This window comes from Acidiferrimicrobium sp. IK (genome assembly GCF_025499425.1).
Lineage (GTDB): Bacteria > Actinomycetota > Acidimicrobiia > Acidimicrobiales > Palsa-688 > Acidiferrimicrobium.
Genome location: NZ_JAIMCB010000007.1, coordinates 229,136 through 249,926, shown reverse-complemented (window position 1 = coordinate 249,926; position 20,791 = coordinate 229,136). Strand labels below are relative to the sequence as shown.

Sequence of the window (20,791 nt, the reverse complement as noted above, 5' to 3'; positions counted from 1 at the left end):
GTGGAGGGTTCCGTTATGCTGCTTCCATATTAGCGTATAGGCGCTCGAAGTCAATAGGCGATTGCCTTCCTGCGGAACTGTGACGCCGGCGAGAGTTGTAAAAGTCGACCACCCACGACACTATTGTTGTTTGTGCTTCTGCTCTCGTCGCGAAATGGTGACGGGATTGGACTTCGTGTTCCAATGTCGAGAAAAACGATTCAGCGGCGGCATTATCAAAACACGAGCCGACCCGGCCCATCGACTGGACGATCCCGAGTCGACGGCACAAGGCGGTGAAGTCGTTCGCCGTGTAGGTCGAGCCTCGGTCGGTGTGGAAAATCACGCCCGTGACCGTCCCACCCCTGATGGCGGCGGCCATCCGGATGGCGTCAGCGGCGAGCTCGGCGTCAGGATGGACCCCGGTGGCGTAGCCAAGCAGCCTCCGCGAGAACAGATCGATCACCGTCGCCAGGTACAGCTTGCCCTCGTCGGTGGCGACCTCGGTCATGTCGCCCACCCACCGCACATCGGGCGCGACCGCGCTGAAGTCTCTCTTCAACAAGTCAGGGAACGGCCGTTTGGTCTTGTCGGGGCGGGTCAGGTTCTTGCGGCGCTTCTTCGATCGAGCGACCAGCCCTTGGCGCGCCATCGACTCCGCGACGGTGTTCACGCTCACCTTCCACCCTTCTGCGATCAGATCATCGAACACACGCGGCGACCCGTAGGAGTCCCCCGACGCCCGGAACGAGACAGCCACCGCAGCATCAAGCAGCACCCGACGCTCCTGGCGGGAACTCGGCGGCCGGTCCCGCCACTTGTAGAACCACGCCTCCGACACGTCGAGAGCCCGGCAGGTGACGGCGTGGGGAACCCCGTGGCTGGTCCTTTGGTCAGCGATGAAGTCCGTCACGGTCACCTCGTCGCTTCCTTCACCCAAAGGACCACGGATCGCTTGAGGACATCACGCTCCATCCGCAGCTCGGCGACTTCCGATCGCAGCCGGGCCAACTCGGCGCGTTCATCGCCGGTCAAGCCCTCCGACTCGCCGCGCTCCACCCGGTCCCTGGCCACCCAGTTCCCCAAGGTGCCCTCGTTTACACCGAGGTCTCGGGCGACCTGCGCGATCGGCTTCTTGGTCTCCCGGACGATCCGGACCGCACCGGCCCTGAACTCCGCATCGAACTTCCTTCGTCTCTCTGGCATGAGCTCTCCTCATAGAGCATGCCTCTACGACTCCAGGGGAGGCTCATCAGGACCAGGCCGGTCGACAGCTCTTTGTCGCGCGGGGGCGCGTCGGAGCCCGGCGCGCCACGGGGGGAGGTGGCCATGTCGGGTTGGACGGTACCGGGACAGGTAGCGGAAGCGGTGCTGGGGTTAGCGTATGGACCATGAGCGTCACCACCACCGAGCCGGCCGCCAAGCAGCGCTGGAAGGCGCAGTGGGCTGAACTGTTCTCCGAGGTGGTCACATCTGGGTTGTGCACGGGGTGCGCCGGGTGCGTGGTGGCCTGCCCGCACGACGTGCTCGGCTACGACGACACCCAGGGGGTGTACAAGCCCTTCCACCTCGAGGAGGAAGCCGGCCCGGGCGGGTGTGGCCACGGCGAGCGTGGCTGCACTAGCTGCACCCGTGCCTGCCCTCGGTTCCGGACCTGGGAAAGCGAGATCGACACCCACCTCTTCGGGCGCGAGCGCCTCCCCGAGGAACTCGCCGGCCAGAGCAAGGACGTCCTGCTGGCCCGGGCGGTCGACCCGGAGATCCACGAGCGAGGCCAAGACGGCGGCCTGGTCTCGGCCATCTTGTTGTGGGCGCTTGAGCACGACAGGATCGACGCCGCGCTCGTCTCCTACCTCGAGGGGGACGGTTCGACCTGGAAGGCAGTGCCCGGCCTGGCCCGCACCCGCGAGGAGATCCTCGCCGCGTCGGGTTCCCGCTACACCTACTCCGCCAACACCCTGGCCTACACGCAGGCCATCGAGTCGGGGGCGGAGCGCATTGCGCTGGTCGGCATGAGTTGCCAGGCGTCGGTGCCGGCGGTGATGCGAGCCCGCAAGGCCGGCAAGGTCGGGCGCCGCCTCGGCTTGTCGATCGGTCTGCTGTGCTCCAAAACCTTCGACGACGCCATCTTCCCGGAGTTGCTGGAGGCCAAGTACGGCCTGGCCCGAGCCGACATCGTCAAAATGAACATCAAAGGCGTGCTCCAGATCTGGATGCGCGACGGGGCCTACCACGAGATCCCCCTCAAGGAGTGCCACGGGTGGACCCGCGAGGGGTGCAAGACCTGCCCGGACTTCGCCGCGGAGCACGCCGACATCTCCACGGGGGGGATCGGAGCGTTCAACGACTGGACCCTGACGATCGTGCGCACCGACGCCGGCCGGGAGATCATCGACGGGATGATCGCTGACGGGGTCATCGAAACCCGCCCCGGCGACGACGACCCGGGCGCAGTGGCGCTGATGCGCAAGCTGGCGATTGTGTCGCGCCGGCGCTGGCCGGAGCACGCCGTGGCAGGTCCCCGCGTGGGGGTCCCTGCGCCCAAGCCGAAGCCGGCGTAGGCCCGGCCGGGTCGGGGGCCGCGTGCGCCACCCGGCGCGCGGGCACTAGGTTGGCCAGCCGCCATGGGATCCTTGATCAAAAAGCGCCGCAAGCGCATGCGCAAGAAGAAGCACAAGAAGATGTTGAAGGCCACGCGCTGGCAGCGCCGGGCCGGCCGCTGACGCTCAGCGCCGCTCCACAGCTCCCGGACTGACCTCGATAAGCGTGCGGTCGCGGTACCCGTGAGGGTGCCTGGCCGCACGTTTCGTCGCGCCGTCGGCCGGGCGCCGGCGTGGGTGGGACGGCCCCGGGGCAGGGTCGCGGGAACAGCCCAGGGCAGCGTCGGCGGAGAGCAAGTGTCTCTAACCCGCGCTACAGCACGGGTTAGAGACATCTGCTCTCGGAAGCGTCAGGCGGGGGCGGCCGCCGCGACCGACCGCCCGCGGCCACCACCCGGCCGCCGCGACCGACCACCCGCCGCCGCCACCAGCGACCGCCACCAGCGACCGCCACCACCCGACCGCCACCAGCGACCGCCGCCCGCCAGCGGCCGCCCGCAGGCAGCCAGCTATGCCGGCCCGACCACCCGAGCGACGATCCGGCCCTCACCCGGGTAGGCGCCGGGAACGAACCACGTCGACCCGCTGCCCGCCAGCACCGGCACCTCGCCCGACGCGTCGCCGAGCCGGTCCCGCCAGCGGGCCAGGCGGGGTTCGACGTGCAGCGCCGGCACCTCGAGGTCGTTGACCGCACCGGTCGGGCCGCCGAGGGAGTCCCAGGCCTTGTAGACCGCGACGGTCGACACGCCGAAAGGCGGAGTGAGCAGGGTGTATGCGTTCCCGAGGCGGGGCGCAGCATCGAGCGGCTCCAGGATGTCGCCGACGCCGCGGACCCGGGCCCGCCCACCGACGACGCAGAACGGGACGTCAGCACCGAGTCCTGCGGCCACCGACAGGTCCCGACAGCCCGCCCAGCGCAGCACGGCAGCCGCGTCTGAGGACCCCCCGCCGAGGCCGCCGCCGGCGGGAATGCGTTTGCGCAGGGTCACCGCGGCGCGTCGGTCCACCGCGGCCAGGGCCCGTCGCACCAGGTTGTCGTCGCCGGCGGCGACGGCCGCTCCCCTGCCCACCTCGTCGACCACCGTGAGGGAGTCCCCCGGTTCGAAGGTCAGCTCGTCGGCCAGATCCAGACTGACCATCTCCGCGTCGATCAGGTGGTAGCCGTCGTCGCGCACGCCGACCACCCGTAGGGTCAGCGCCAGCTTGGCCGGCGCCAGCATGGTGGTCACCGGCGCCCCGCGGGCCCGGCCGACGCCGGCGGACGAACGGACGTTTCGCCAGCCTCACCGCGCCCGCCCTCACCGTGCCCGCCCTCACCGCGCCCGCCAGCCTCACCGCCCTCGCCCCGGCTGCCGGCCTCGGCCTCGCGGCCGGCGCCGGCGCGGCCCGCTGCGATGGCCGCGGCCAGCGCGCCCCACGCCTCGACCGACAGCTCCTCGGCCCGGGCGGTGGGGGCGATGCCGGCGGCCTCGAACGCAGCCGGGCTGGCGACGCCGGCGAGAGCCCGGCGCAGCATCTTCCGGCGTTGCGCGAAGCCGGCCCGCACCAGCGCGAACAGCTCTTCGGGGCCGACCAGCGCCGGGTCCACCGCCGGCGCCGGCCGGCGGGTGATGGCGACGAGCGCGGAGTCCACGTTGGGGCGGGGAACGAACACGGTGGGAGGCACCAGCCCGGCGACGCGGGCGGTCGCCCAGTAGGAAACCTTGACCGACACCGCCCCGTAGGCCGCGTCGCCGGGACCGGCCGCGAGCCGCTCCCCGACCTCTTTTTGCACCATCACCAGCATGCGGGCGACGCCGGGAACGAAGTCGAGCAGGTCGGCCACCAGCGGCGTGGCCACGTTGTAGGGCAGGTTGGCCACCAGCACCCAGCCCGCGTCGCCGCCGAGCACCGTGTCCCAGTCGAGGCGGGTGGCGTCGCCCTCGACCACCGCCGCACGATCACCGACCACCGAGCGCAGGACCGGCACCAGGTGGCGGTCCACCTCCACGGCGGTCACCGACGCTCCGGTGTCAGCCAGGGCCAAGGTCAGGCTGCCGAGACCGGCGCCGATCTCGAGCACCCGGTCCCCGGGCCCGACGTCGGCGAGGCGGGCGATGCGGCGCACGGTGTTGGCGTCGGCGACGAAGTTCTGGCCGAGGGCGCGGCTGGGGTGAAGCCCGTGCTGGTCGAGGAGGGCGGTGAGCTCGCGGTGGCTGTGGGTCACGGCCGGGGCCTCGCCGTCGGCCCGGGGCGGCTACGCACCGGGAAGGCGGAACACCGCGGTGGCGGCGGCCGCGGTGGCCGCCTCGACCTCGTCGACGCCGACGCCCCGGGCAGCGGCGACCGCCGCTCCGACGACGGGTACCAGGGCCGGGCGGTTCGGTTTTCCCCGGTGGGGCACCGGGGCCAGGAACGGCGCGTCGGTCTCGACCAGCATCCGCTCCAACGGGCACAGCGCGGCCGCATCGCGGACGGCGCCGGCAGTCTTGAAGGTGATGATGCCGCTGAACGAAAGCCACGCCCCCAGGTCGAGGGCGCGGCGGGCCTCTTCGGGGCCGCCGGTGAAGCAATGGACCACGGTCCGCTCGGGGACTCCCTCCGACGCCAGGATGTCGAAGGTGTCGTCCCACGCGTCCCTGGTGTGGATCACCAGCGCCAGGTCGCGGTCTCGGGCCAGGCCGATCTGGGCCGCGAACGCCGATCGCTGGGCGTCGCGGGGCGAGTGCTCGTAGAAGTAGTCGAGGCCGCACTCGCCGACCGCGACGACGAGGGGGTCGGGGTCGGCGAGGAGCCCCTCGATGGTGGCCACTCCCTGCGACGCGTCATGGGGGTGGAGGCCGACGGTGGCCCACATCCGGGGGTGGCGGCGAGCGGCGTCGATCGCCGCGGCCGACTGGGCCGCGTCGGTGCCGACGGTGATCATCCGGTCGACGCCGGCGGCGTGGGCCTGCGCGACCAGTTCGTCTTCGGTCGCGTCGAGGCCTTCATACGGTACGTGGCAGTGACTGTCGGTCCACATGTGGCCGGTCAGCTGATCCTTGGGAAAATGGGCGGGCCGGTGAGCACGGTCAGCCCGCCTGGATAGCCGCCCCACCGGGCCGCGTCCGGCAACCGCTGCTCGCTCGGAACGCCGGGCAGCCCGATCCGCCGCCAGATCTCCTCGCACTTGTTGGGCAGCGCCGGGGTGGCCATGACCGCCATGATGCGCAGCGCCTCGAGGGCGTCCCCGAGGACCTTGTCGACACCCGGACCCGGCTCGGCCTTCCACGGCTCGGCGGCCTCCAGGGCGGCGTTGGTCTCGCGCACCAGCCGCCAGGTGGCCTCGAGGGCCTCGCTGGGCGCGACCCGTGCCCATGCTGCTGCGGCCGTGTCGTAGCCCTCCTTGGCGACCGCGGCCAGGCGGCTGTCGGGGTCGGGGGCCGGTCCCACACCCCCGCACTTTTTACCCACCACCGTGGCCACCCGGTTCAACAGGTTGCCGAGGTTGTTGGCCAGGTCCGCGTTGTAGCGGGCGACCATGCCCTCGAAGGAGAAGTCGCCGTCGGGCCCGAAGGGCTGGTCGCGCAGGAAGTGGTAGCGGAAGCCGTCAACGCCGAACGTCTCCACCAGGTCTGCGGGGGCGATCTGGTTGAGGGAGGTCTTGGACATCTTCTCGCCGCCGACGAGCAGGAACCCATGCACCGCCACGCCGTGGGGCGGGTCGATGCCCGCCGCCATGAGAAGCGCCGGCCAGTACACGCAGTGGAACCGGAGGATGTCCTTGCCGACCAGGTGCTGCACGCTCGGCCACCACGTGGCGAAGCGCTCCGGGTCCTCCCCGTAGCCGACCGCGGTGGCGTAGTTGATCAGCGCGTCGTACCAGACGTAGAAGACGTGGCGGGGGTCCCACGGCACCGGGACTCCCCAGGAGATGGACGTCCGGGAGATGGAGATGTCGCGCAGGCCGCCTTTGACCAACCCGGCGGCCTCGTTGCGCTTGCTCTCGGGTATCACCGTGGTCGGACTGGAGTCGTACCACTCGAGCAGCCGGTCCCCGAACGCCGACAGCTTGAAGAAGTAGTTCTCTTCGGTCATGTGCTCGACGGGCCGGCGATGGATCGGGCACAGGTTGCCTTCGACCAGCTCGCTCTCCGCGTAGTAGGCCTCGCAGTGCACGCAGTACAGGCCCTCGTAGGTCCCCAGCTCGATCCAGCCGTTGTCGTAGGCGGCCTGCATGAGCGCCTGGACGGCCTTGTAGTGGCGGGGTTCGCTGGTGCGGATGAAGTCGTCGTTGGTGATGTCGAGCTGCGCCCACGCCTCCCGGAAGCGCTGCGAGTAACGGTCGGCCTGCTCGATGGGTGTGAGCCCGTTGGCCTCCGCGGCCCGCTGCATCTTCAAGCCGTGCTCGTCGGTCCCGGTGAGGAACCAGACGTCGTCACCGAGAAGGCGATGCCATCGAGCCAGCGCGTCGGCCGTGACCGTCGTGTAGGCGTGCCCGATGTGGGGCGCGTCGTTGACGTAGTAGATGGGTGTGGTGACGTAGAACCGGGCCACCGCCGCAGGGTACAGGTCCGGCGCACCGGGGCCGCTGCGAATCGTCCGAGAGCCGCTCCGGCGGCGGGCTGGCCGGCTCCGGGGGACTCAGGCTCCGTCGGGGTTGACGGCCAGCGCCTTGAGCGCAGACCCGGCGTCGAGAAACAGCCGCTTGGTCAGGTGCACCATCGTCCCGGACTGCTCCCCGTCACCTCTGGGCATGAAGTGCAAGTCGTCGACCAGCGCCCTCATCAACGTGACACCCCTGCCGCTTTCTGCGAAGTCTCCGGCCTGCTCGATCGCCGCGGGGTCGAACCCGTCGCCGGTGTCGATCACCCGGATGTGGCAGGCGTCGGGGTCGAACTCGACTTGGACCTCGTAGTCGTGCCCGACCCCGCGGGCGTGGGTGATGACGTTGGCGCAGGCTTCGGTCACCGCCAAGGCGACGTCGGCCACGCAACGGCGGTCAACCCCGAGCTGCTCCATGCTCGAACGCAGGATCCCCCGCACCAGCGGCACCGACTCGACGTCGGGTGGGAGGCGGAGGGAGTAGAGGATCTGCATCGGAGAGGTTCGGGGAGGCTCCAAGGCTGGCGGGAAGTGCCCAACGGCCATCGTATGTACCCACTCTGGTGGTGACTTAAAGTTGCTGGTGAAAGTGACGTCGTCGGGCGGTAGCAGATGAACTTCGAGGTCGAGCTTGACGACAGCACTGCGGCCGTCGTCGCCCGCGTGAGAGGCGAGCTGGACATCGCTACCACGCCGACGCTTCGCGCCGCGGTGGAGGGCATCGACGCTGACCGCTCGGTGGTGATCGACCTGAGCCCGACCACGTTCATCGACTCCACGGCCTGCCGCTACTTTGTGCAGCTGGCCAGGCGGGCGGCCGAAGCGGGCCGCTCGATCGACTTCGTCTGCCCTGCGGACAACTACGAGGTGTGGCGGGTCCTCGATCTGCTCGGCTTGCTCGACGCACTCGGGGTCCAACCGACCGTCGGCGAGTGAGCGCCTCGCCCGGCGCCGGCGACCCGGACCCGGCCGCCGTGGACGGGGAAGCGGACCCGCTCGAAGGGTGCGCCGCCGAACCGATCCGTGTCCCCGGCGCGATCCAGCCTCACGGCTGGCTGCTGGCGGTGCGCGAACCGGAGCTGGTGGTGGTCGCGGCGTCGGACAACGCGTCCGCCCTGTTGGACGCTCCGCTCCCCGAGCTGCTCGGCAGGCCGCTCCCCGCCGGGCCGGGGGCGGTGATCGCCGACGCGCTGGCCGGCCTGCTCGGAGGGTCCCCGGACGAGGACATCGAAGCCCTCAACCCCTTGGCGGTGACCGTGGGCGGACGCGCCTTGGACGCCGTCATCCACCGCGGCTCGGGCCTGTTGTTCGTCGAGCTGGAGCCGGCTGAGGACCAACGCAGCGGCAACTTTGGGGTCGGCGTCGGGGGTGCGCTCGGGTGGTACCAGCAGCTGCGCGCCGCGCTGCACCGCCTGCCTCGCGCCTCGTCGGTGAGCGAGCTGGTCGACGAGCTGACCGACCTCGTCGCCGAGCTGACCGGCTTCGACCGGGTGATGACCTACCGCTTCACGCCGGAGTGGGACGGGGAGGTCATCGCGGAGCGCAAAGCGCCGGGGCTGGAGCCATTCCTCGGGCTGCGCTACCCCGCCACCGACATCCCCGCCCAAGCCCGGGCGTTGTACACCACCAACTGGCTGCGGCTAATCCCGACGTCGGAGTACACGCCGGTCCCCTTGGTGCCCTCCGGCGGCACGGACGGCGAGGGACCGCTGGATCTGAGCGGGGCGATGCTGCGTTCGGTCTCCCCGGTGCATCTCGAGTACCTCCGCAACATGGGCGTGGCCGCGTCGATGTCGGTGTCGGTCGTCATCGACGGGCGCCTGTGGGGACTCATCGCCTGCCACCACTACACCGGCCCCCACCGCCCGCCTTACCGGGTCCGGGCCGCCGCCGAGATGCTGGCGAGAACCGCGTCGATCCTCCTCGCGCAGCGGGAGATGGCCGACCGGGCCGAGCGCCGAGCCGAGCGCGGCTCGCTGCGCTCCAGGGCGATCGCCGCGATCGCCGCCCGCCGGGAGGAAGACGGGACGGGCGCCGCCGGCGAGGACCTCCTCGGCCTGGTCGACGCCAGCGGGGTGACCGTCCGCCTCGGGGGCACAGCCTTGGCGGAGGGGGCCGCCCTGGACCTGGCCGACGCGGACGCCGTCGCGGCCGCGCTGCTCGACGACGGCGAACAGCGCGGGGTCGGCGCCACCGACCACCTGGCGCAGCTAGACCCCCGGTGGGCCGGGCTGGCCCCCGAAGTCGCCGGCGCCCTGGCGGTACGCGTAGGCGACTCCCCGGACCGCTACGTGCTTTGGACCCGCCCGGAATGGCAGCGGGAGGTGGCCTGGGCCGGCGACCCCCGCCACCAGAAGGCGCAGCGGTCCCCGGCGGGGCTGCGCCTCTCGCCGCGCTCGTCGTTCGAGGTGTGGGTCGAGCGGGTCGGGCTGCGCAGCCGGCCCTGGGACCCCGCCGATCTCGACGAGGCCCTTGATCTCGGCCGAGGGCTGTCGGACCTGGTGCTGCGGCGGGCCTTCGAACAAAGCGAGGTAACCGCCGCGCTGCAGCGCACCCTCCTTCTGGAGGGACTCCCGGCGATCCGGGGGATCGAGTCGGCCATGCGGTACCTGCCCGGCGGCGACCAGCCTGTGGGAGGCGACTGGTTCGAGCTGCTCAGCCTGCCCGACGGGCTGTGCGCGCTGGCCATCGGCGACGTCGCCGGCCACGGCCTGATGGCCTCGGCGGTCACCGCCCAGCTCCGCCAGGGGCTGCGGGCCTACCTCCTGCGCGAGGAGGGCCCCGAGCAGGCCCTGGCCCGGCTCAACGATCTGGCCAACTGGGTGCTGCCCGACGACATCGCCACCACCTTGGTCGCGGTGCTCGACCCGGCCGACGGCCGGCTGCGGTGGGTCAGCGCCGGCCACGTCCCGCCGCTGGTCGCCGCTGGCGCCGGCTCCCGGTACCTGGGCGGCAGCCGGGGGCCAGCCCTCGGCGTCCGGGCCGGCGCCAGGTTCGATGCCACCGCCGACCGGCTCGCGCCGGGCGAGGTCCTGGTCTTGTACTCCGACGGGCTCATCGAGCGGCGAGGCGAGTCGATCGACGACGGCCTGCGCCGGCTTCGAGAAGCAGCCGCGGGCCTGCCGGCCGAACCCGAGGCGCTGTGCCAGGGGCTGGTGGAACGCCTGGCCGCTGACGGGCGCCCCGACGATGTCACCGTGCTGGCGGTCCGGCGAGCGTGAAGCGTCCCGGCCGGCGGGGCGGGCCAGGTCAGCGGGCCGGCCACGGCATGGCCAGCGCGGCGTCGTAGACCTGCCGTTTGGGGACCTTGAGGGTCCGGGCCACGTCGGCGACCGCTCGGCGGCGGTCCACGCCGGCGTCGAGCGCCGCGCCGAGAGCGTCGGCCACCGCGTCGGCGCCGACGGAGACCGGCGGGGCGCCTCCGACCACCACCACCCACTCCCCTCGCGGCGGATGGTCCTCCACCCACCGCACCGCCCCGGCTGCGCTGCCCCGCCACACCTCTTGGTGCAGCTTGGTCAGCTCCCGGACGCACGCCACCGGGCGGTCGTCGCCGCACGCCTGGCGGAGGTCCTCCAAGGTCCTGGCTACCCGGTGCGGGGACTCGTAGATGACGGTGGTGCGCTCGTCGACCGCGACCGCGGCGAGCCGCTGAGCCCGGGCCTGCCCCTGGCGGGGAAGGAACCCCTCGAAGCACCATCGCCCCGCCGGGAGGCCCGAGAGCACCACTGCGGTGATCGCGGCTGCCGGGCCGGGAACGACGTCCACGGGGACCCCCGCCGCGACCGCGGCGGCCACCAGCCGCTCGCCGGGGTCGGAGATCCCCGGCATGCCGGCATCGCTGACCATGGCCACGGTCGCGCCGGCCGCCGCCTGGCGCACCGCGGCGTCGGCGGCCGCCGCTTCGTTGTGGGCGTGCAGCGCCCGCAGCCGGGAGCCGGCGGGAATCCCGAACGCGGAGAGCAGCGCACGGGTACGCCGGGTGTCCTCGCAGCAGATCACGTCGGCTTGCTGCAGGATCTCCTGGGCGCGGGGCGAGAGGTCCCCCAGGTTCCCGATCGGCGTGCCGACGAGCACCACCCGGCCCCCGGCGGAGGGGCCGGGGCCGGCGGGCTCCTCGCCGGCAGATGGTCGGTCGGTCACCGGCCCCGCAGTGCCAGGCGGTCGCCTACTCGAAGGCCCCAGCGGTCGAACGCGCCGGCCTCGGCCAGCACCACGACACCGGCGCCGGGGCGCACCAGCATCGGCCACCCGGCACGGAGGGTACGAATCCGGCGGACCTCGACTTCGCCGGCCTCGTCTGGATCCACGGCCTGGCCGGTGACTCCGCCGGCCTCCGCCGGCCGGCACCAAGCGACGTCCATCCCGCCGGCGGATCGGGTGCTGTGCAGCAGGGCGCTGTGGCCGAGGACCACTGCGGGCGCCGGCGGCGCTTGGACCACGCGCCCTGCCGGCGGCGCGCCCAGCGCGGCGAGGACGTCGTCGTTGCGTACCAGCCAGCTCCCGGTCCCTCCCTGCTCGAACCTCCGGGTCGCTGCCGACATCCCTGCGAGGCTACCCCCCGCCTAGCCGAGCGGGGGTTCCCTCGCCTATCGTGGTCGGCCATGTCCAAGCGCACGCACAAGGCCCGCCTCCGGGCCAAGAGGAAGAAGGCCAACCACGGCCGCAAGCCCAACCGGGGCCGCGGCTGAGCCGAGCGGTCAGCCGCCGGCGACCGCGGCGCTGGCCGCGACCCAGCGGCGGCAGCTGGCCACCGGAGCGTTTGCCTGGGACTCAGTGCCTGTAGCTGGGACTCAGTGCCTGTAGCTGGGACTCAGTGCCTGTAGCTGGGACTCAGTGCCTGTGGCTGGCGTCGACGATGGGGTTACGGACCGTCGCGATCCCCTCCACGCCGACCTCGACCACGTCGCCGGGGTGCATCAATACCGGAGGCTGGCGTCGGAACCCGACACCAGCCGGCGTGCCGGTGGCCACCACGTCACCTGGCCGCAGGGTGATGGTCCGGGTGGCGTACTCGAGCAGCTCCGGGATCTTGATCGCCATCTCGGAGGTGCGACCGTCTTGCATCATCTCCCCGTTGACCTGCGTCCACAGCCGCAGGTCCGAAGGGTCAAGCTCGTCGGCGGTGACGATGGCCGACGCGATCGGACCGCTCTGGTCGGCGTTCTTGCCGTTGGCCCACTGGGAGGTGGCCTGCTGGTGGGTTCGGGCGCTGACGTCGTTGAACACCGTGTAGCCGAGGATCCCGGCCGCCGCGTCGGCGGCGGCCACGGCCCGCAACGGTGAGCCGATGACCACGGCCAGCTCCACCTCCCAGTCCAAGCCGGGCTCCGCGTCCGGGACCGGGATCGGCTCGCCGTCAGCGACCAGGGTCGCCCACCAGCGGGCGAAGAGGTTGGGCAGCGCCGGGAGCTCGTTCTTGGTCTCCTGGGCGTGCATCGGGTAGTTGAGGGCGACGCAGACGACCTTGGCGGTCTCCGGCACCGGGATCGCCGGGGTCAGCTCTGCAGCTGGGCGGGTGCCCTCCTCCGTCTGGGCGGCCTCCGCCAACCAGCCAGGGACGTCCTCGTAGAAGCCTTGGACGGTGGTCAGGGGTGACACGAGGTCGCCGATCACCACGCCCATCGTCGGGCGGCCGTTGTCGAGGTAGGCGGTGAGACGCATGCAGCGATGGTAGGCAGTCGCACATGACCACCCACGAGACGCCACTGTCGCCGTCTGTCCTCCTCACCACGATCAGCGCCGGCGTGGCTACCGTTGTGCTCAACCGGCCGGCGGCGCGAAACGCCCTCAACCGGGAGTTGATCGACGCGCTGGCGACCACGATGGTGGAGTTGGACGCCGACCCGCTGGTCCGCGTCATCGTCTTGACCGGCGCCGACCCGGCGTTTTGCGCCGGCCTCGACCTTCGGGATCTGGGCCGCGGTGAAGGGGCGCTGCTGGAGGGCGGGACGCGGGGAGGTTTCTGGCCGACCATCGCCACGCCGGTGATCGGCGCCATCAACGGCGCCGCGGTCACCGGCGGCCTCGAGGTGGCGCTGCAGTGCGACATTCGCATCGCGTCGCAGCGGGCCCGGTTCGCGGACACCCACGCCCGGGTCGGGGTGATGCCCGGCGCCGGCCTGACGGTCCGCCTACCCGCTGCCGTGGGGCTGGCCCGGGCTCTGGACATGAGCTTGACCGGTCGCTTCGTGACCGGTGACCAGGCCGCCGCGTGGGGGCTGGTCAGCGCGGTGGTCCCCCACGACCAGCTCCTCTCGACCGCCGCGGCGATGGCCGCCGCGGTTGGCGAGCTCGACCCGCTCGCCGCGACCACCCTGCTCGGCGTGTACCGCGCCGGCGCGGCGATGACCGGGGCGGATGCGACGGCCAACGAGTTGGAGGCTGCACGGGCATGGAAGGCCCGCAGCTTCGACGCGGCGACCGTCGCCGCTCGGCGCGACGAGATCATCGCCAGAGGCAGCCGGCTCAGCTGACGGGGCCGGCGGGCCCTCTCAGGCCTCGCTGCGGGCGATCAGCCCGGAGAGGGGAACCTGCGGCCGGGCGCCCATGTGGCTGATGACCTCGGCAGCCGCCAGGCCGCCGAGGCGGGCGCAGCGCGCCGGGTCGAAACCCGACACCACGCCATAGAGGTAGCCGGCTGCGAACAGGTCTCCGGCCCCGGTGGTGTCGACGACCCGCCCAACCGGCTCGGCGGGGATCTCGCTGACCCGACCGTCGGCGGCGACGACCGAGCCTGCCGCGCCCCGGGTCACCGCGACGGTGGCGCAACGGCGGCTGAGGATGGCGAGGGCCTTCTCGAAGTCGTCGGTGCCGGCCATCCCGCACGCCTCCTGCTCGTTGCCGAACAGCAGGTCGACCCGGTCGAGCAGGGGGTCCAGCGCGTCGCCGTGCAGCTCGACCCAGAACGGGTCTGACAGCGACAGCGAAACCAGCGTGCCGGCGGCCTCCGCGGTGGCGATGGTCCGCTCGACGGTGGCGTCGGTGCTGTGCAGCCCGCACAGGTACCCCTCGAGGTAGACGACGTCAGCCCCCGCGACCGCCTCGACGTCGATGTCGTCGGGGCCCAGGAGGTCTCCGATGCCGAGCATGGTGCACATGGTCTTCTCCGCGTCGGAGGTGACCATGACGATGCAGCGGCCGGTGCCGGGACCGTCGTGGCCGAGAGGGACGCTGAACTCGACGCCGGCGGCGCGGATGTCCTTGGCGAAGATCGCGCCCAGCTCGTCGTCGCGCACCTTGCCGAGGAACGCCACCCGGGCGCCCAGCTCGGCGACGCCGACCGCGGTGTTGGCCGCGGATCCCCCCGACACCGCGGTGGTGTCCACCAACGTCCGGTACATGGCCTCGGACTGAGCCTCGTCGACGAGGGTCATGGTGCCTTTGGACAGACCGAAGCCGGCGACGATCTCGTCGGGGACGGCGGTTAGTACGTCGACGATGGCATGGCCGACGGTGACCACTCGGGGGGCAGCGCGCATCGGGCAAACGGTAGTGGGGTCGGGACCGGCCTCACGAGGCGGCCTTACCGGGTGGGCGGGCATAGGGTGGTTCGCTTCAGTGCCAGCCGCCCGAGAATCGAGGCCGTAGTTGTCAGACCAGCCGAGCCACCGCCTGCCCCGCACCGTCATACCCGAGCGTTACCTCCTCGAGCTGGTCCCGGACCTGGCCGCCGCGACGTTCAAGGGCCGGGTCGACATCGAGGTGCGGGTGGAGGCGGCGACCGACACGGTGGTGCTCAACGCCGCGGAGCTCGACATTCCGGGCGCGACGTTCACCGGGCCGGACGGGCGCAAGGTGACCGGCAAGGTGAGCACCGACGAGGCGACCGAGCGGGCGACCATCAGCCTCGACGCACCGCTCGAAGCGGGCTCGTGGCAGCTGGCTTTGGAGTTCACCGGTGTGCTCAACGACAAGCTGCGCGGGTTCTACCGCTCCACTTACACCGCTGACGACGGCACCGTGCGGACACTGGCGACGACACAGTTCGAGGCGGCGGACGCGCGCCGGGCGTTCCCGTGCTGGGACGAGCCGGACTTCAAAGCGACGTTCGCGGTGACCCTCGTCGTAGAGGAGGGCCTCACCGCGATCTCCAACGGTGACGTGGTGAGCGACGAGCCGATCGGCGACGGCACCCGGCGGGTTCGGTTCGCCGAGACGATGGTGATGTCGACGTATCTCGTGGCGTTCATCGTCGGCGAGTTCGAGCTCACCGAACCCCGCGACGTTCAAGGCGTCCCGCTGCGGGTCGCCGCGCCCCCCGGCCGAAGTCACCTCACCCCTTATGCCGTCGCCGCCGCGGAGCACGCCCTGACCTACCTGGCCGGCTACTTCGAGATCCCTTACCCGGCCAGCAAGATCGACCATGTGGCGATCCCCGACTTCGCGTTCGGGGCCATGGAGAACCTCGGCTGCGTCACCTACCGGGAGACCGCTCTGCTCCTCGACGAGGCTCGGGCGTCGCAGCTGGAGCTGCAGCGGGTGGCGACGGTCATCGCCCACGAGACCGCCCACATGTGGTTCGGGGACCTGGTGACCATGAAGTGGTGGAACGGCATCTGGCTCAACGAGGCGTTCGCCACGTTCATGGAGCTGAAGACCACCGACGCGCTGCGCCCGCAGTGGGATGTGTGGACCGCTTTCGGTGCCGGGAAGGCCGCCGCCATGGTCACCGACGGCCTGCGGGCCACCCGGCCGGTCGAGTTCGAGGTGGGCGAGCCGGCCGAGGCCGACGCCATGTTCGACGTGTTGACCTACCAGAAGGGTGGCTCGGTGCTGCGGATGCTCGAGCAGTACCTCGGCGAGGAGCAGTTCCGCAAGGGCATCGCCCGCTACCTCAAGCAGCACAGCTACGGGAACACCGAGACCACCGACTTGTGGGACGCCATCGAGGCCGCCTCCGGCGAACCGGTTCGAGCGACCATGGACACGTGGATCTTCCAGGGTGGCTATCCGCTGGTCAGCGTCAAGGCCGGCGACGACGGCCGCAGCTTGGTGGTCTCCCAGCAGCGCTTCGTATACGACGGGGAGCCCGCCGAAGGGCTGTGGGGGGTTCCGCTCAGCCTGCGGGCCTCGGTCGGCGGGACGGTAGAGACCCGCCGGGTCCTGCTCGACGAGCCGAGCGCGACGATCAGCTTCGACGGGCCTGTCGATTGGGCGGTGCTCAACGCCGGCGGCACCGGGTTCTACCGGGTTCGCTACAGCCCCGACCTGCTCGCCGCCTTGAGCTCTGCTGGCCTGGCCGGGTTGGCCCCGCTGGAACGCATCGGGCTTCTCGGGGACACCTGGGCTGCGGTCCTCGCCGGCCAGGCGTCGGTGGCCGACTGGGCGAGGCTGGTAGGAGCGCTCGGCGACGAGGACGATCCTGACGTGTGGGGCGCCGCGCTGGCCCCCATGGCACTGCTCGAGGTGGTCGCCACCGACGCTCAGCTCCCGGCGCTGGCCGCCTTCGCCCATAGGGTCGTCGGTCCCGCGTTCGCCCGACTGGGTTGGGACGCGGCTCCCGGCGAGGCCGACCGCGCCGCGATCTGTCGCGGTCGCTTGCTCGGCGTGCTCGGCACGGTCGGAGCCGACCCTGAGGTGCGAGCCGAAGCGGCCCGCCGCTTCGGCTCGGACCGCGACGGCGGAGACGCCCTCGCTCCGGACCTGCGGGGGGCGGTGGTCAATGTCGTGGCGGCCGCCGGCGGCGCCGGTGAGTGGGAGGCGCTGCTGGAGCGCTACACCACGGTCACCAACCCGCAGGAGAAGGTGCGCTACCTCTTCGCTCTCACCCAGACCCCGGATCCAGCCCTGCTGCGCCGGACCCTGGACCTCTGCTTGAGCGACGAGGTCCGCAACCAAGACGCCCCCTACGTCGTGCCGATGGTCCTCGCCAACCGGGCCGGCGGCGCCTGGGCGTGGGACTGGGTCACCGGGCACTGGGACGCCGTCCTCGACCGCTACCCCGCCAACCTGCTCATCCGGCTGCTCGAAGGCATCACCGCCCTGGTCGACCCGGACGTCGCGGCCCGAGTCGAGGAGTGGCTGTCGGGCGCGACGGTCCCCGTCGGCGGCCCGCGGGTCGCGCAGCTCACCGAGCGGATGCGGGTCAACGGCGCCTTCGCCCGGCGGGTCGGTCCCGGCCTGGCCGCGGCGCTGGAGGGCTGAACCACCGGCCGCCCGGTGACCGGCCGATCCGCCGAGGCGGGGGCCGTCCGCAAAGATGGATCGATGCCCACCCCCGGCCTGCTCGCTGCCCCCGCCCCGTCGGCGGCGACGCAGCGCGACGACGTCGGGGCCGTCGGGGTGAGCGGCGCTCATGTCTTCTCGGTCGACGACGAGTCGATCCAGGTGGCGTGGCGCGGCGGCGACGCCGCCCATCTGGTGGTCGGGGCCGGCCCGGCGCGCGCCGAGGTGCACACCACGCCGTCAGCTGATCTGCTGCGCCACGCGCGGCGCACCTGGCCCCTCGACCGCCACCAGCGGGGACCGGCGGCGGTGGTGCTCGACGGCCTCGAGCCGGACACCGAATATCAGGTGTGGATCGAGCCCGATGGCGGCGCTCGGCGCGTGGTCGGGTCTGCAAGGACGCTGCACCGGCCGCCCGGCGCGCTGCTTCACCGCTTCGCCACGCTCAATGACATCCACATCGGCGAGCGGCGCTTCGGGGTGGGACGCCCCTTCGAGGACCGTCACCCGCTTCCTGCCGGGAGCGCTCCCTACCCGCTGCGCTGCGCCCGGGCGGCGGTGCGCGAGGCGCTGGAGTGGGGCGCGACCCACCTGGTGGTCAAAGGGGACCTGACCCGTGACTCGGAGCCGGCGGAGCTTCGCGCCGTCGGTCGGCTGCTGCAGTCGTCGGGGGTGCCTGCCGACGTGGTGCTCGGCAACCACGACGTGCGCAACGGGATCGACGCCGCGGCGTACCTGGCTGAGTACGGCATCGACGCCAGGCCGGTGGTCCGCTCCCGCGACCTGCCGGGCCTGCGCCTGGTCTTTGGTCACACGCCGGGTCCCGGCGACCGCTGGGGGCAGATCCTCGATGACCAGTCGGACCGGATAGCCCGTCTGGCCGGTTCCGCCGCCGGGGCGTGCATGCTGGTCGTGCACCACCCGCCGGCCACCGGTGTCGCCACGCTCCGCTACCCGCCGGGCATCTACCGGGCCCAGTCGGGAAGGCTCCTGCGGCGCTTGGCGGCCGCCAACCCCTGCTCGGTCGTCGTGTCCGGGCACACCCACCGCAACCGGGTTCGCACCGGGTGGGGAATCACCTGCGCCGAAACCGCGTCGACGAAGGACCATCCGGGCCAGTGGGTCGGCTACCGGGTGTTCGAGGGGGGCTTGGTGCAGACCGCCCGCAGGGTGCAAGACCCGCCGGCCATCGCTTGGACAGAGGCCACGTCGAGGGCTCTAGGAGGGCAGTGGGGACGGTGGGCGCCCGGCACCTTGGCGGACCGGTGCTGGTCGCTGGAGTGGCCCGGGCCCGCTTCCGCCTAAGCGCCCGCCGCCCGACGGTCGTTGGGCGGTCCGCCGGTGACGGCCGGACGAAGCGATGACGGCCGGACGCAGCGCCTGACGCGAAGGCTCAGCCCGTCTGGTCGGCGCGGGCATCGCTCGGCGCTCCCGGCCCGGGCGCCACGGGAAGGCCGGCGGCGGCCCAAGCCCTGAACCCGCCGTCGAGGTCGGTGGCCTGCGCCAAGCCGAGCTGGCGGAGGCTGGCGGCCGCCAGGCTCGACGCGTAACCCTCGTTGCACACGACGATCACCGGACGGTCGTAGATGTCTTCGCCGACTGCGGGGAGGCGGTCGGGGCTGGCCGGGTCGAGACGCCATTCGAGGACGTTGCGCTCGAGGATCCACGCCCCGGGTATGACGCCCTCGTCGCGGCGGTAGTCAACGGGGCGGATGTCGACGAGCACCGCGCCGGCGGCCACCAGCGCGGCGGCGGCCTCCGGCCCGACCCGCCGCAGAGCGCGCCGGGCCTGCTCCAGCATGGCCCCGACGCTGCTGCGCTCGACGCCGGTCACCGCGACGCGTCGCTCCCGTCTTCGGCGCCCGCCGGGTCCCCGGCCAGCTTGTCGACTCGGGCCTGCACCGCGTCGAGGCGGGCTCGGGCCAGGCGGTGCAGCAGCTCGGCCCGCTCGTAGAGGTCGGCGGCCTGCTCGATGCCGATCTGGCCGCCGGCCAGCTGCTCGGTCACCGTTTCCAGCTCCTCGACCAGCTCCTCGAAGCTCCGCTCGTCGTCCGCGCCGCCCGCGGCGTCGTCCTTCGCTGTCACTTCGCCCATCGCAGATCACCCATTCGTCGTAGCGGGCCCATCGCCCCGCAGGCCGTCGGCCCGGTCACACCAGGCCCGGTCGCACCAGGCCCGGTCACGGCTGGACCCGGGCCTGAAACTCACCGTCGCTGACGGCTACCGCCACCACGTCCCCGGGCGAGACCTGAGCCCGGTGCCGCACGACCCGGCCGTCCTCGGCGCGCACAACCGCGTACCCCCGCTCCAGGACCCGGGCCGGGGCGAGGGCCCGCAGGTGGCGGGCGTCGGCGTCCAGGCGCCCCCCAGCTCGGGCCAGCTGCTCCCAGGCGCCGCGCCGCCACGGCTGGGAGGCGATGCGGGCCCTGGCGGCGGCCAGACGGTCGTTGGGGTGGGTCCACGCCAGGCGGTCACCGGCTCGGGCCAGGCGGGTGGCCGCCCGGTCCGTCCCGGCCCGCAGCGCGCCGGCGGGGTCGAGCGCGTCATGGCGGCGGGCGGCCCGCTCGCAGCGGGCCCTGGCCGCGTCGGCCGCCCTGGCCAGCACGCCGTCGCATCGTCCGGTCAGCGCGGCGCGGTCGGGGACCACGGCCGCGGCGGCGATGGAGGGAGTGCCGCAGCGCAGGTCGGCCACCTCGTCGCAAAGCGGCCGGTCGCCGTCGTGGCCGATGGCCGACACGACCGGAACCGGGCACGACGCGACGGCCATGCACACCTCCTCGCTGCTCCACGGCAGGAGGGCGGTGGCGTCGCCGCCGCCCCGGGCGACGATCACCACCTCCACGCCCGGCGCCCGCACCACCCTTCCCAGGGACTCCACGATCGACGCGGCGGCTCCCGGCCCCGACACCGTCGTCGTCTCCAGGTGCAGGGGGTAGCCCGGGAACCGGGCGGCGACGACCGACTCGATGTCTTTGATCACCGCGGCGTCGGCGCCGCACACGACCCCGATCCGGGTGGGCAGGACCGGCACCCGCCGCCGGGGCCGGTCGAGGAGACCGCGGGCCCCGAGACGGCCGCGCACCTCGGCGACCAGGGCCGCGATGGCTCCCTCCCCGACCGGGCTGACGTCCTCGGCGACCAGGCTGACCTGACCGCGGTCGGGGCTCCACTCCAGCGCCCCGACGACCGCGACCCGCTCCCCGTCGACGATCCGGACCCGGCCCGCGGCGCGAGGCACCCGCACCGACACCTGGGCGGCTCGATCCCGGAGGGTGAAGTAGCGGGCGCCGGTACGGCCGACGGTGACACGGTGGACCTCGCCCTCGACGCTGATCCGCCCGACGGCACCGACAGCGCGGGCCACCTCGCCGGCGAGGCGCACCAGCGTGACCCGCCGGGGCTGGCGGGCGACGTCGTCGTCGAACAGCGGCAAGGTCACCTCCGGGAGGCTATCGGCAGGCGGTGACCGGCCCGGCCGGCCA

At 72.5% G+C, this 20,791-nt stretch carries 21 protein-coding genes; 7 read left to right on the top strand and 14 right to left on the bottom strand.

Going from position 1 to position 20,791, the window contains the following annotated elements:
• Positions 1–13 precede the first annotated feature (13 nt).
• Together K6U06_RS13800 and K6U06_RS13795 are read right to left on the bottom strand one after the other, a co-directional pair.
• Positions 14–898 (bottom strand): IS3 family transposase, encoded by an 885-nt coding sequence (locus tag K6U06_RS13800; RefSeq protein WP_262322524.1) that lies wholly within the window; start codon positions 896–898, stop codon positions 14–16.
• The gene (locus K6U06_RS13795) at positions 895–1,185 is read right to left on the bottom strand and encodes a transposase (protein ID WP_262321331.1); all 291 of its coding nucleotides are present in this window, start codon (positions 1,183–1,185) and stop codon (positions 895–897) included. The genes K6U06_RS13800 and K6U06_RS13795 overlap by 4 nt, the downstream gene beginning before the upstream one ends.
• A 185-nt stretch (positions 1,186–1,370) precedes the next feature.
• Here K6U06_RS13795 and K6U06_RS13790 point away from each other — a divergent pair, with 185 nt between their 5' ends.
• Entirely contained in the window at positions 1,371–2,540 is a 1,170-nt protein-coding gene (locus K6U06_RS13790) for a Coenzyme F420 hydrogenase/dehydrogenase, beta subunit C-terminal domain (protein ID WP_262322523.1), read from the top strand.
• 63 nt (positions 2,541–2,603) lie between these two features.
• The gene (locus K6U06_RS13785) at positions 2,604–2,702 is read left to right on the top strand and encodes a 30S ribosomal protein bS22 (RefSeq protein ID WP_262322522.1); all 99 of its coding nucleotides are present in this window, start codon (positions 2,604–2,606) and stop codon (positions 2,700–2,702) included.
• A gap of 386 nt (positions 2,703–3,088) precedes the next feature.
• On the opposite strand, the gene K6U06_RS13780 is transcribed toward K6U06_RS13785, so the two are convergent.
• From K6U06_RS13780 to K6U06_RS13760, 5 genes are all read right to left on the bottom strand, one after another.
• A complete protein-coding gene (locus K6U06_RS13780; protein WP_262322547.1) occupies positions 3,089–3,799 on the bottom strand; it encodes a 4-(cytidine 5'-diphospho)-2-C-methyl-D-erythritol kinase in 711 nt (236 codons plus the stop codon).
• A gap of 5 nt (positions 3,800–3,804) precedes the next feature.
• Positions 3,805–4,785, bottom strand: coding sequence for a 16S rRNA (adenine(1518)-N(6)/adenine(1519)-N(6))-dimethyltransferase RsmA (rsmA, locus tag K6U06_RS13775; RefSeq protein WP_262322521.1), 981 nt, complete (start codon positions 4,783–4,785; stop codon positions 3,805–3,807).
• A 30-nt stretch (positions 4,786–4,815) separates the two neighbouring features.
• Entirely contained in the window at positions 4,816–5,580 is a 765-nt protein-coding gene (locus K6U06_RS13770) for a TatD family hydrolase (protein ID WP_262322520.1), read from the bottom strand.
• An 8-nt stretch (positions 5,581–5,588) separates the two neighbouring features.
• Positions 5,589–7,094 carry a methionine--tRNA ligase gene (metG, locus tag K6U06_RS13765; RefSeq protein ID WP_262322519.1) on the bottom strand — a complete coding sequence of 502 codons (1,506 nt, stop codon included), beginning with the start codon at positions 7,092–7,094 and terminating at the stop codon, positions 5,589–5,591.
• Positions 7,095–7,181: 87 nt separating this feature from the next.
• Complete coding sequence (locus K6U06_RS13760; RefSeq protein WP_262322518.1) at positions 7,182–7,637, bottom strand: ATP-binding protein; 456 nt, start codon at positions 7,635–7,637, stop codon at positions 7,182–7,184.
• Between the two features lie 117 nt (positions 7,638–7,754).
• Here K6U06_RS13760 and K6U06_RS13755 point away from each other — a divergent pair, with 117 nt between their 5' ends.
• Both K6U06_RS13755 and K6U06_RS13750 read left to right on the top strand, forming a co-directional pair.
• Positions 7,755–8,078, top strand: coding sequence for an STAS domain-containing protein (locus K6U06_RS13755; protein WP_262322517.1), 324 nt, complete (start codon positions 7,755–7,757; stop codon positions 8,076–8,078).
• The gene (locus tag K6U06_RS13750) at positions 8,075–10,363 is read left to right on the top strand and encodes a SpoIIE family protein phosphatase (RefSeq protein WP_262322516.1); all 2,289 of its coding nucleotides are present in this window, start codon (positions 8,075–8,077) and stop codon (positions 10,361–10,363) included. Before K6U06_RS13755 ends, K6U06_RS13750 begins: the two co-directional genes overlap by 4 nt.
• Before the next feature lie 28 nt (positions 10,364–10,391).
• Here K6U06_RS13750 and rsmI read toward each other — a convergent pair whose 3' ends face one another.
• The 3 genes from rsmI to K6U06_RS13735 form a co-directional block, all read right to left on the bottom strand.
• Positions 10,392–11,285, bottom strand: a complete 894-nt coding sequence (gene rsmI, locus K6U06_RS13745) for a 16S rRNA (cytidine(1402)-2'-O)-methyltransferase (RefSeq protein WP_262322515.1) — start codon at positions 11,283–11,285, stop codon at positions 10,392–10,394.
• Positions 11,282–11,686: a hypothetical protein gene (locus tag K6U06_RS13740; RefSeq protein ID WP_262322514.1), complete on the bottom strand. Its 405-nt coding sequence runs from the start codon at positions 11,684–11,686 to the stop codon at positions 11,282–11,284. The genes rsmI and K6U06_RS13740 overlap by 4 nt, the downstream gene beginning before the upstream one ends.
• A 289-nt stretch (positions 11,687–11,975) precedes the next feature.
• Entirely contained in the window at positions 11,976–12,806 is an 831-nt protein-coding gene (locus K6U06_RS13735) for a fumarylacetoacetate hydrolase family protein (RefSeq protein ID WP_262322513.1), read from the bottom strand.
• A gap of 23 nt (positions 12,807–12,829) precedes the next feature.
• On the opposite strand from K6U06_RS13735, the gene K6U06_RS13730 reads away from it, so the two are divergent.
• A complete protein-coding gene (locus K6U06_RS13730) occupies positions 12,830–13,618 on the top strand; it encodes an enoyl-CoA hydratase (RefSeq protein WP_262322512.1) in 789 nt (262 codons plus the stop codon).
• Positions 13,619–13,636: 18 nt separating this feature from the next.
• Here the strand turns inward: K6U06_RS13730 and K6U06_RS13725 are convergent, their stop codons facing one another.
• Positions 13,637–14,623: an adenosine kinase gene (locus K6U06_RS13725; RefSeq protein WP_262322511.1), complete on the bottom strand. Its 987-nt coding sequence runs from the start codon at positions 14,621–14,623 to the stop codon at positions 13,637–13,639.
• A gap of 109 nt (positions 14,624–14,732) precedes the next feature.
• On the opposite strand from K6U06_RS13725, the gene K6U06_RS13720 reads away from it, so the two are divergent.
• Together K6U06_RS13720 and K6U06_RS13715 are read left to right on the top strand one after the other, a co-directional pair.
• Positions 14,733–17,288: a M1 family metallopeptidase gene (locus tag K6U06_RS13720; protein WP_262322510.1), complete on the top strand. Its 2,556-nt coding sequence runs from the start codon at positions 14,733–14,735 to the stop codon at positions 17,286–17,288.
• A gap of 63 nt (positions 17,289–17,351) precedes the next feature.
• On the top strand, positions 17,352–18,614 hold the full coding sequence (locus K6U06_RS13715; protein WP_262322509.1) for a metallophosphoesterase family protein: 1,263 nt from the start codon (positions 17,352–17,354) through the stop codon (positions 18,612–18,614).
• An 88-nt stretch (positions 18,615–18,702) separates the two neighbouring features.
• Here K6U06_RS13715 and K6U06_RS13710 read toward each other — a convergent pair whose 3' ends face one another.
• From K6U06_RS13710 to xseA, 3 genes are all read right to left on the bottom strand, one after another.
• Positions 18,703–19,110 (bottom strand): rhodanese-like domain-containing protein, encoded by a 408-nt coding sequence (locus K6U06_RS13710; RefSeq protein ID WP_410051050.1) that lies wholly within the window; start codon positions 19,108–19,110, stop codon positions 18,703–18,705.
• A 29-nt stretch (positions 19,111–19,139) separates the two neighbouring features.
• Positions 19,140–19,394, bottom strand: coding sequence for an exodeoxyribonuclease VII small subunit (xseB, locus tag K6U06_RS13705; RefSeq protein WP_262322507.1), 255 nt, complete (start codon positions 19,392–19,394; stop codon positions 19,140–19,142).
• 94 nt (positions 19,395–19,488) lie between these two features.
• Entirely contained in the window at positions 19,489–20,748 is a 1,260-nt protein-coding gene (xseA, locus tag K6U06_RS13700) for an exodeoxyribonuclease VII large subunit (RefSeq protein WP_262322506.1), read from the bottom strand.
• Positions 20,749–20,791: the final 43 nt, after the last annotated feature.